We start from the raw sequence: 10,844 nt of genomic DNA on the forward strand, positions 1-10,844 counted from the left end.
ACTCGCGGCTGACCGGGATGAGCAGACCGGAACTGGACCGGCTCGCCGCCCGGCTCGCGCCGGCTCAGGCGGCCCAGGCCGAGCAGCGGCTCTACACCGAACGCGGTGGCCCGCGCCGCAAGGCCAAGGGCACCCACGGCCGGCCGCTGTTCTGCAACGCCGACCGCGTCTTACCTGCGGCAGGTCTGCTCGCAGAAGGTGTTGTGCGAGCTGCTGTCGACCAACCCCGTCACGATCGGGGAAGCCATCCGCCAGACCCGGCTCCTGCTGGACGAACAGCGAGTCGCCATCGCCCCCACCACCCTGTGTTTCACCGAGGCGCAGCAGGTGCTGGACTACATCGCCGGCCGCCACGCCCCCACCAGGAAACCCCTACCCGACGAACTCTCCCACCCGGCACTCACCGGGATGACCCGCCAGGATCTGGACACTCTCATCGACCGCCTCACGATCCCGCACGCCGCCACGATCGAACGCCGCCGCCATCGACAACGAGGCGGTGATCGTCTTCCAGGAACCCGCCGTGGGGTCTTCCCACAGAAGATCACCGACACCAACCGGGTCCTGGCCACGATCCTCTACCAGCGCAGATTCTGCACACGCCAGGTCCTCGCCGACCTCTTCAACGTGAGCCGGGGCACCATCAGCAACGCCATCGCGGAGGTTGCGCCGCTGCTCGAACAACACGGCCCCATCATCGAGCCCGCCGGCAGGAAATTCGCCACAGCGACAGACATCCTCAACTCCGTAACCCCCAGCACCGATCCCCAGAACCCCCGCCGAACCACCGTGTTGATTCTTTACGGCTCCAGTGCATCCGGCACCGCTGCCGGCCCGCGCCGGGCAGGGTCGCCCCGATCGCCTCGACCAGGCCGACGTGGGCGTCGGAGATGACCAGCTGGACGCCGGCCAGGCCGCGGGCGACCAGGCCGCGCAGGAACGCCAACCACCCGGCCCCGTCTTCGGCCGAGGTGACCTCGACGCCGAGGATCTCGCGGTGCCCGCCGGCGTTGACGCCGGTGGCCAGCACGTGCACGTTCACGATCCGGCCGCCCTCACGCACCTTCTGCGTCAGGGCATCGACCCAGACGAACGTATACGGGCCGCCCTCCAAAGGCCGGTTGCGGAACGCCTGCACTTGGGCGTCCAGCACCTTGGACATCTCCGAGACCTGGCTTTTGGAGATGCCCTTGATGCCCATCTGCTCCACCAGCTTGTCCACCCGCCGCGTCGACACCCCCAGCAGATAGCTCGTGGCCACCACGCTGACCAGGGCCTGCTCGGCCCGGCGACGCCGCTCCAGCAGCCACTCGGGGAAGTACGACCCGCTGCGCAGCTTCGGAATCGCCAGCTCGACGGTGCCGGTGCGGGTGTCCCACTCCCGGACCCGGTAGCCGTTGCGGCGATTGACCCGCTCGTCCGAGCGCTGCCCGTAGTCGGCCCCGCACACCGCATCGGCCTCGGCCGACATGAGCGCCTCGGCCATCGTCTTGACCATCGACCGCAACACATCGGGCTCACACGTCCCGATCTGCTCGGCCAGCCACCCCGAAGGGTCCACACTGTTGTCCACGGCCATCGCGTTCTTCTCCTTCTGATCTTGGTCGATTCGAAGGATCACGCGATGGCCGTCTCACGTCACGACGCCACGCCCTCTGACCAGGTCAAACTCATACACCACCTCCGTGGACGCAACCCCGAAACCAGCAGCCGTGACAGCTGCCCTCTCCGTTCTCTGCTCACTCGAGGGATCGTCTGGACCAGCGACATCTACGAGCCCGAAGTCCACACCTTCGGCGGCCGAGCCAGCATGGACACCGCGCACGAACTGTTCCACGCAGACAGCCGTAACCTGCTCTCGTTCCTCAGCGGCGCCCCCACCGGCCGTAGAGAACGATCACTGACCCTCTGCACCGCTTTCATGCGGGGGCTCGCCGGAACGTGCGCGTCGGGGCCGGTGCCGGTGGCCCAGGCGTGTAGGTCGTCGGCTCGGGTGAAGTAGCGGACGACGGCCGGGGTGATGGTGATCTTCTGCTCGTCCAGTAACTGCCGGGTGGCTTTGATCGCTTGGCCGATGGTGACCGGGTTAATGCCAAGCAGGTCACAGAGCACTTTCTGGGGGCAGACCTGCCGCAGGTAGATGATGGTGATCAAGACCTCGTCGGCGTCCGAGAGCAGGGCGCACAGCGCGGATCCATAGGTGCTCCTGGTATGGCTTTCATTCTTCAGATAAGCCTGTCTCGTCATGCTGCTGGCGAAGGTCAGCGAGTTCGGATATTGCGAAGCTTAGGCCTGCTTCCGCGGCTTGTCGGAGTAGTGGCTCAGCTTCACTGGGTTGCCCCGTCTGGCGCAGGTAGCTGCCGAGGAGGTATTGCCCCAAGGGATCGCCGATGGCGGCGGCGCGACGCCACCAATATTCCGATTCCTTGGCTCGTTGCTGTTCGTTAAGGATGATCCCGAGGCGGGTCATGGCATCAACATTGTCTTGCTTGGCGGCCTGGCGCAGCCATCGAATTGCCTCAGTGAGATCGCCGTCCTGCCACCGCAGGATGCCATAATCGGCCATGCTGATGGTGTCGCCCAATTCCGCTGCGGCGTGCAGCCAGGGCCGGGCCAATTCCTCATTACCCTCGGCCGTAAGTATGCTGCTCAGGCGGAGGATCGCTTCGTGATGGCCCATTTTGGCGGCGCGAGTGTACCACGGCACTGCCTGCTCGGGACTGTTGGTGTGCCTAATTTCTCCAAGTGCAAACGCGGCATCGGCGTGGCCGTATTCTGCGGCCCGTTCGAGCCACATTTCCGCGTATTTAGCATCGCCGTCCAGGTACAACCGCCCTCCGACTATGGTCATGGCTTCGACGTGACCCGCACGGGCCGCCCGCTGCCACCAGTCTTGGGCTCCAGCCTCGTCATCTTGTTCGTGATCCAGCTGGCCAAGCCGGTACATCGCGCCGGCGTTACCGAAATGTGCGGCTTGCCGCCACCAACTAACCGCTTCTTCCACGTCGCCTCGGGCCATACAGTCGGCACCGATATCGAAAGCCGATGGCCCATGACCAGCCTTGGCCGCCCGCATCCGCCAAGTCTCTGCTTGATTCTGGTCACCACGCTCATGCCAGAGGTAGCCGAGTGCATACATGGCCTCTGGCAGTCCACCCTCGGCAGCCTTCCGATACCACTCCAGCGCCAGCACGACTTCATCCCTTTGCCGAAGCAGCACTGCGAGGTTGTACATTGCCCTGATGTGGCCTGACTCGGCAGCTCTCTGGAACCACTCGGTGGCTTTGTCTGTATCGCCAGACGTCTTGGACACGAGTCCAAGGCTGTACATAGTCTCAGGTTGACCGAGATCGATCAAAGCCCGATGGAGGCACATCTCAGCCTGCTTTAGGTCGCCGCGCTCGGCGAACCGGACACCGAGGTCATGTATCGCAGCCCCGCCGCCGATAGCGGCGATGCGCTCAAACCAATCCTCAACCGCATCGTATGTGCCACTATCATAAAGCAGCAGAGCATACTCAACCATTGACTCCAAACGGCCGGTCGTAGCGGCTCGTTCGTGCCATTTACTAGCTGCTTCCTGATCGCCACGCTCCTCCGCGAGTACGGCAAGATTGGCCATCGCGTCAGGATGGCTCAGTTCAGCGGCGAGGGAAAACCAATTTACTGCCGTATCGGTATCGTTGCGAAGAACCGCAAGCATGCCGCAGCCCATCATTGCATCGACATCGTCAGAATCGGTGCCGACATGAAAAGCATTCTCCGCGATGTTTAACTCGCCAAATAACAGTGCGTGGAAGCCGACGACCACGGCGTCGGTAGCTGGGATGAGATCGAGAACATCGGACCAGACAACAAGCGCTGGTGGATCACTGAGCGGTCCCGCACCCTCAAGGGCGGCGTCGAGCAGGTAGTCCGCAGCTCGGTAGGTTTTGCCGATCAAGGGCTTGAGACACGAACTTGCACCCAGTTGGCATTGACTGGCCCACCTGAGGCCATCCTCGACTGAGGGCAGATCGGCACGGTCACGCAAAGACGCCGGCAGGTAATGTTGGTACAGCCGGGCAAGCACTTCGGCAGGAACAGGTTCGTCGCACCCGGCCCGGCGGCAGTCTACAGCGGCGCTGATCAGCGCTTGGCCGACCTCGAACAGTGGACCATCTCCAATAGTCCACTGCCTTAACAGGGCGTGACCGGCGGCCAGATATTCACCGAATCCCTCCGGGCCTCCCATCGCCTGATGAATTCGCCAATCGTCCGAAGCCCTCCTGCTCAGGCCCTTGCGTTCGGACTCGCTGATGTTCTGTGCCACCCCAACCGCGTGGTGCGGCGGCAGTTGCCTGTTGTGCTCTCGTTTTGAGAACTCGTCGTCAGCCATGGTGGCGACGATCGGAGTCGGGTGCAGGTATTGGACAAGCGCGAGGTCCAACCCGTCCTCACTCAGATAATTGTCTAGTCCATCGAGCCAGACCACCGCGTCTTCACCTAGCCCTGTGACCACCAGTTCCCGCAAAGCTCGCCCATCACGAGGGACGACCAGCCGGTGGCTCGGGTATACGCGACGCAGGACTTCAATCGCTGTACGAGTTTTTCCGACTGCCCGGCGTCCACGGACGATTGTCAGCCCACCAGCCCGGATGAAGTCCTCAAGGTTCTTGTCGCCGTCCCGGGTTACGTACGGCGGAAGTGCGCGTGCGGCACCACCCACCTCGTACGTCCCGATGGCTGGCTTGACACCGAGCTCAATGGCGTCCACCTCGCGGACCAGTGGGAACTGCCCTCCCTTCAGATGCAGGGCCAGCCCGAGGGGCCCATGGCCATGTGCCCGGCGCCACAGGCGCCTACGCCGCGATCCAGGCAGGGGCAACGGATCTGGCGCCCTGACCCTGACCTGCCCCCTTCTACAGAAGACCACCACCCAAGGAGGACCGAAGAAGTCCTCGACTGTCTCGGGTAGGGAACGCAGAAGGTCCGCAACCTCCTGAGCCCCCCACGGCACGAACTCGATACCGTGCTCGGCCAGTTTGTCGGCCGCCCGCCGAACGGCCGCATCCAGGCTCCTCTCTCGCAGGTCAAAGCTGGTGGCGAAAAAGAATTTCGTAGTTCGGCTAGCCCATTCCCCAGCCAGGAATTCATCTACAGCCGACGTGATCCCCGTTGGCGTCAGCTTCTTTACCCGCCGAGACTGCAGTGCCAGGTAGATACGGCCTTCCGGAGATGGCGCATGCAGAGAAAACCGAGCATAAGCGTCAATGCCCCCCTGCCTTTGCCCCTGGGTACCGAACCGCTTCGCGAACTGGATCGGCCCCTGGGTCTCCTGGAGGAGCCTCACAAAAAGGCGCTCAGCGTTCTCCCAGGTCAACGCACTGATCGGCAACTCCGCTGCCTGAGTAACGACTGGCGGAGGCGGCAACCGCGCATCTGGCGGCTCCAGCAGCCACTCGTCGATCTCAGGCACATCATCGATCGCCATGCAACCAAGTATCTCCGACGTCATGAGGACATGTGCCTGACTTTGCCAGCCGACACGGATGATCAGCTCGGTGGGCTGCTGACAACCAGAACAGCGCGTGCCCCATGCGCAGCAGCTTCACCATCGACACCCTGACCAGGAACTTCCAGCTCGACACCTAACACCCGCGGCGCCATGCAACGATCCAGCCCGCGCTGACAGCGCGGACCCGCTTGTTCGCTCGTTGTTTGCTCGTATGTCGCGAAACGCGTCAGCAGCAGGCGGCATAGATTGCCACCTTAGACCGCTAGTATTCGTGCATAATGGGACGGAGCGACAGGCACCGACACCCAGAATAACCAGCTGATAGCTCTTACCTCGGACTTCTAATCCGACGGTCTGAACACGCATGTGACCATGCCCAAACCCTACGTACATGTCACAAATCCCCTGGCTCGTACAGATTTAGCACACCCTGCGGTGCTCACGGGGATAATCTGCAACTCACTGTCGCCGAATGCGCAGATATTAGGGGCGCCCGTACGGGGCTCGCTCCTGCACAAAGGGACTCCCGGTCAAGTTCGCAGTGCAACGCCGACCAACTTGTTCCGTGGCCTCGATCCCTGGCTCAGGCACCATCACGACAATCAATCGGCATACCCGCCGATCGACTGCCTGACTCTTGCACACGCCGACACCCCCGGATCAGGACGTCGACGAGTGGTCATGACGCGCCGGCAGCCGGGAAAATAAGAACCTTCTGCAAAGATCCAGGCATCGCTCCCCCGCCCGGGCGAAAGACCAAGCCACGCACCGCCGCCCCCTGCGTGCTCCCGTTGCTCCCGCCGGGAGCGGGGAGCGGCGGGAGCACGCAGGGTTCCCGAACCGTCCTGAACGGGCGTCAACAAGCGTCAACGACAGCCCCTGACCTGCGGCATTTCGATAATGTGCAGGTCGGGGGTTGATCGGGACGACCTTGACACGGTAGAGGCCACTGGTTCAATCCCAGTATCGCCCACCAGATAAGCCTAGGTCAGGCCGCGAACACCGACCTGGGCTTTCACGTTTCGACGCAGTTGAGCGCGAAACCGGGAGCACGCTGCTCCCGCCCGTCCCGGACTACCCGCCCATGGCGGTCGAATACCCCTATCGGGCCGGGGGCCTCGCCCGCGCAGACGACGGCGCCCCGGGCCCCCGCCGAGGGAGGCGTCCGGGCCGCCCGCCGGAGGTCAGCCCACCGGCACGTCGCGGCGCCGGAACCCGGCCAGGCCCACGGCGGTCACCGCCACCGAGATCGCGACGAGCCAGAGGACCGGCACGGCCGAGATGTCTCCGCCGGGTGCGCTGGGAGTGTGGGTGAACGGCGACAGGTTCAGCACCCCTTGGCCGAGGTCCATGGCGGCACCGAACTGCCCCAGCAGCACGCAGACGCCCAGCACTGCCCAGCTCGCCCAGGTCAACCGCGGCAGCAGCCCGAACAGCGCGAGGGCGATGGCGGCCAGCACCCACACCGCGGGGAGCTGGAGCAGTGCGGCGCCCGCAACGCGCGGCACCTGACCGCCGACGTCGTCGACGCTCAGGCCGTAGGTCAGGCCCATCGTCAGGCCGGCGGCGAGCAAGGCCGCCGCCGGCCCCAGCAGTGCGAAGAGCAGATGGCCGCCGGTCCACGACAGCCTCCCGGTGGGGGTGCTCAGGAGCGGCTCGGCGTGCAGGTCCGTCTCCTCCGAGCGCAGTCGCAGCGCGGCCTGCACTGCGTACGCCGCGGCGAGCACCGCCATCATGCCCATCATCGCCGACATATAGGTATCGCCCACGGCGCCCGCGCCGCCCATCCGGGCGACGACATCGCCCAGGTCCTGGTTCTCGCGCATGCCCTGGACCACCGCGTCGCCGAGGCCGCCGAACACCGCCCCGAGGGCGACGAGAGCGATCAGCCAGGCCGCAAGCAGGCTCCGTTGCAGCCGCCATGTCAATCCCAGCGGGGAGGTGAGCCCCCGTCCCGCGTCGGCCGGGCCGGGCCGGGCGGGCAGCAGCCCGTTGCCGAGGTCGCGCCGCACCGCCAGCAAGGCCGCGGCGCTGCACAGTACCGCGATCAGCGCCGCGCCGAGCCCCAGCACCCACCAGTTGTCCTGGTCGTAGGGCCGCAGCTCGCCCGCCCAAGCGACCGGCGAAAGCCAGCGCACCCACGCCAGCGCGCCGTCGGCCTGCAACTGGACCTCGCCGACCACGCGCAGCGCGATGGCCACGCCCAGGACGGCGAACGAGATCGCCCGTGCGGTCCCGGCGCCGACGGTCAGCTGCGCGGCCACCCCGGCGACCGCGGCGAACATCATGCCGCACATCGCGAGCTGGGCGCCCAGGGCGAACGACCCGCCGGCAGGCAGGTCCTGGCCTGTCAGGGCCACCCCGGTGAGCAGGCCCACGACCAGGAAGATCGCGAACATGGTCAGCAGTGCCGCCGCCAGGTGCGCGTGCCGTCCCACGGCCGTCGAGCCCAGCAGTTCGCGGCGTCCCTTCTCCTCGTCGGTGCGGGTGTGCCGGATCACGACGAGGATGGCGAACACCGCGACGACGATGTACAGGAAACCGGCCCGCCATGCCACCAGCTCACCGAGGCTGGAACCGTCCAGGCGGCCGTACAGTGCGGTGAACACGGTATGGCTCGCGGTTCCCTCGGCGAACTCCCGACGGCTCTCGGCGGTCGGATACAGCTCGTTCAGGCTGGTGGCGAAGTTGAGCGGCATCAGGGCGAAGATCAACCACAGCAGCATGATCCAGCGGTCCCGCCGCAGGACGAGCCGGAAGGCCAGCCTGCGGGTGCCCCTGAGTTCGCTCATCGCGACGTCTCCGCGGCACGCCCGGAGTCCGCGGTGTCGTAGTACCGCAGGAACAACTCCTCCAGGCTCGGCGGCCGGCTGGTGAGGTGGTGCACGCCTGCGTCGGCCAGGTGGCGCAGCGCCGACTCCAGCTCGGAGCTGTCGACCTCGAACCGCACATGGTCGCCCTCGGTCCGCACCTCGAACACGCCGGGCAGCTCGGCTAGCCCCTGCGGCGGCCGCGCGGTCCCGGCCTCGATCGACAGCCGGTGGAGGTGGCGAAGCTCGGCGAGGGTCCCGGCCTCGACCGTGCGGCCCTCCCGGATGATGGTGACCCGGTCGCACAAGGCCTCGACCTCGGCCAGGATGTGGCTGGACAGCAGCACCGTCCGGCCCTTGTCCCGCTCCTCCACGACGACCTGGCGGAAGACGTCCTCCATCAGCGGGTCCAGCCCCGAGGTCGGTTCGTCCAGGATCAGCATTTCCACATCGGAGGCCAGCGCCGCGATCAGCGCCACCTTCTGCCGGTTGCCCTTGTAGTAGGTCCTGCTCTTCTTCTTCGGGTCGAGGGCGAAGCGCTGGATCAGCTCGTCCCGGCGCTCGCGGTCCTGCTTACCGCGCATCCGCCCGAGCAGGCCGATCACCTGGCCCCCGGTGAGGTCGGGCCAGAACGTCACGTCGCCGGGCACGTAGGCCAGCCGTTCGTGCAGCCGCGCCGCCTCCGGCCACGGGTCCTGCCCGAGCAGCCTCGCCTTGCCCCCATCGGCGCGCATCAGCCCGAGCAGGATGCGCAAGGTGGTGGTCTTGCCCAAACAGGTATTCCGACACTTCTAAGGGGAAGAATGTAGGTAGATCGACACGAACGGGACGGGAGGTCACGGGATGGACGCCACCGCGACGAACGGGCAGGTCCGAGAGGTCACGGACGAGGAGGTCAGGAGCGCGCAGGTTCGCCGGGCGATGGCGGACGCGGCACCGATGGAGATCAACGGGATTGCCGGACGCTGGACCGACACCGGCCTTGAGTGGAAGGCCACCGACCCCGAGGCCGAGACCGACACGCTTGCGCTTGTGCGCATCAGTGACGCCGACGACGGCGACGTCAACGGCGTTGCCCGGCAGGTGGCCAAGGCATGCGCGTACGCCGCCCGCAACGGCTACAGGCTGGGTTTGATCTTGGTGGAGAACGACACCAGCGCGTTTAAGCGCCGCAAGATCACCCTTCCCAACGGTGACCGGCAGTTGCGGACCGTCCGGCCGCAGTTCCGTAAGGCGTTGCGGGAGCTGGACCGGGGACGGTTCCCCCAGTTTCTGGCGGTCCACCTTGACCGGGCGGTCCGGGATCCGCGTGACCTTGAGGACCTGATTGACGTGGTGGAGCAGTCCCGCCCGCGCATCGTGTGCGACAGCGTCGAGGGGAGTCTACGTCTGGCGTGCGATGCCGATATCACGATGGCGCGCGTGTTGTGCGCGATCGCCAACCAGTCCAGTCGCGACACCGCCCGCCGAGTTAGCGACGCGCGCCGGGAGCAGGCCCAGGAGGGGCGCCACGGCGGAGGAGCCCGCCGGTACGGATTCGAGCCCGACGGGGTGACCGTGCGCGAGAGCGAAGCGGCATGGATCCGTGACGCAGCCGACCAAATGCTTGGCAACGTGGCGGTACGCGAGGTCACGCGGGACTTGACCGCGCGGGGATGGCGCCGCCCCGATGGCAAGCGCTGGACCAGTGTGGGCGTGCGTGATCTGTTGCTACGGCCCCGCAACGCAGGTCTGTCGGTGCACCGCAAGGGAGTCAGGGGCCGCGCGTACTACACGCCCGATGATGTGGTGGGGAGCCTGCCGGGTGACCCGATCATCGAGCCGGACCGGTTTTGGAGTCTGGTCACCAAGTTGACCGATCCCGACCGACGCACCAATACCGCAGGGACGGCCCCCAAATGGTTCGGGTCAGGTATCTACCGGTGCCCGTGCGGCCAGACACTGCGTGTGCAGATCAAGCGGTACACCCACACCGACCGCCGCACCAAGGAGCGCACCACCGTTGAGCGTGAGGTCTACCGATGCCGGGAGATCGATGCCGGACACGTGACGTGCACGCGCGCCGAGCTGGATGCCCTCACCGTCGCGACGCTGCACGAGTGGATCAGCACCGCCGACCCGGCCGACATCATCGGCAAGCGCACCACCGCCGAGGATGTCGCCAAGCTGCGCGCCGAGGTCACGCGGCACAAGGACCGCCTTGAGGAGATCGCTGCCGACTACGACGAGGACCGCATCACCCGCGAACAGATGCTCAAGTCCACCGACAAGCGCCGCCGCAAGCTGAACCAGGCCCAGGAGCGGCTAGCCGCCGTTGCCGACGAGGAGGACCCCGCCGCCCGGTTGGTCGGAGCCGATGACATCGCCGCCGCATGGCAGGACCTCACGCTCGGAGAACAGCGCCAGATCCTCGCCCGCCTTCTCACCGTCACCGTTCAGCCGATCGGCCGGGGCAAGCGCACCCCCGTGCACGAGCGCGTCACGATCACCAAGCGCAAGCGCCCCACCCCACCCGCACCGACCGCGCAGGCCGCCTA

At 66.1% G+C, this 10,844-nt stretch carries 6 protein-coding genes and 1 pseudogene; 2 read left to right on the top strand and 5 right to left on the bottom strand.

The features are described 5' to 3' along the window. Positions 1-372: 372 nt before the first annotated feature. Both E1285_RS47905 and E1285_RS39175 read right to left on the bottom strand, forming a co-directional pair. Entirely contained in the window at positions 373-687 is a 315-nt protein-coding gene (locus tag E1285_RS47905; RefSeq protein WP_243723364.1) for a hypothetical protein, read from the bottom strand. A 118-nt stretch (positions 688-805) separates the two neighbouring features. Further along, positions 806-1,579: pseudogene (locus tag E1285_RS39175) on the bottom strand (IS256 family transposase); the annotation flags it as partial. Between the two features lie 45 nt (positions 1,580-1,624). Between E1285_RS39175 and E1285_RS39180 the strand changes: the two are divergent. Next, a complete protein-coding gene (locus E1285_RS39180) occupies positions 1,625-2,002 on the top strand; it encodes a thiopeptide-type bacteriocin biosynthesis protein (protein WP_132159667.1) in 378 nt (125 codons plus the stop codon). 216 nt (positions 2,003-2,218) lie between these two features. Here E1285_RS39180 and E1285_RS39190 read toward each other — a convergent pair whose 3' ends face one another. The 3 genes from E1285_RS39190 to E1285_RS39200 all read right to left on the bottom strand — a co-directional run bounded on the left by E1285_RS39190 (position 2,219) and on the right by E1285_RS39200 (position 9,080). Next, on the bottom strand, positions 2,219-5,473 hold the full coding sequence (locus E1285_RS39190; RefSeq protein WP_165966941.1) for a tetratricopeptide repeat protein: 3,255 nt from the start codon (positions 5,471-5,473) through the stop codon (positions 2,219-2,221). Positions 5,474-6,681: 1,208 nt separating this feature from the next. Continuing rightward, entirely contained in the window at positions 6,682-8,289 is a 1,608-nt protein-coding gene (locus tag E1285_RS39195) for an ABC transporter permease (RefSeq protein WP_132159665.1), read from the bottom strand. Then, positions 8,286-9,080, bottom strand: coding sequence for an ABC transporter ATP-binding protein (locus tag E1285_RS39200; RefSeq protein WP_243723365.1), 795 nt, complete (start codon positions 9,078-9,080; stop codon positions 8,286-8,288). The genes E1285_RS39195 and E1285_RS39200 overlap by 4 nt, the downstream gene beginning before the upstream one ends. A 70-nt stretch (positions 9,081-9,150) precedes the next feature. Here E1285_RS39200 and E1285_RS39205 point away from each other — a divergent pair. Continuing rightward, positions 9,151-10,844, top strand: a 1,694-nt coding sequence (locus E1285_RS39205) for a recombinase family protein (RefSeq protein WP_132159666.1), incomplete at its 3' end; no start/stop codon positions are given.

Origin of the sequence: Actinomadura sp. 7K507, assembly GCF_004348425.1 — a bacterium.
Lineage (GTDB): Bacteria > Actinomycetota > Actinomycetes > Streptosporangiales > Streptosporangiaceae > Spirillospora.

Bases quoted from the DNA above. Each gene is read 5' to 3' on its own strand.
- E1285_RS39195 (WP_132159665.1), bottom strand. From the start codon at position 8,289: ATGAGCGAACTCAGGGGCACCCGCAGGCTGGCCTTCCGGCTCGTCCTG.
- E1285_RS39180 (WP_132159667.1), top strand. From the start codon at position 1,625: ATGGCCGTCTCACGTCACGACGCCACGCCCTCTGACCAGGTCAAACTC.
- E1285_RS39190 (WP_165966941.1), bottom strand. From the start codon at position 5,473: ATGGCGATCGATGATGTGCCTGAGATCGACGAGTGGCTGCTGGAGCCG.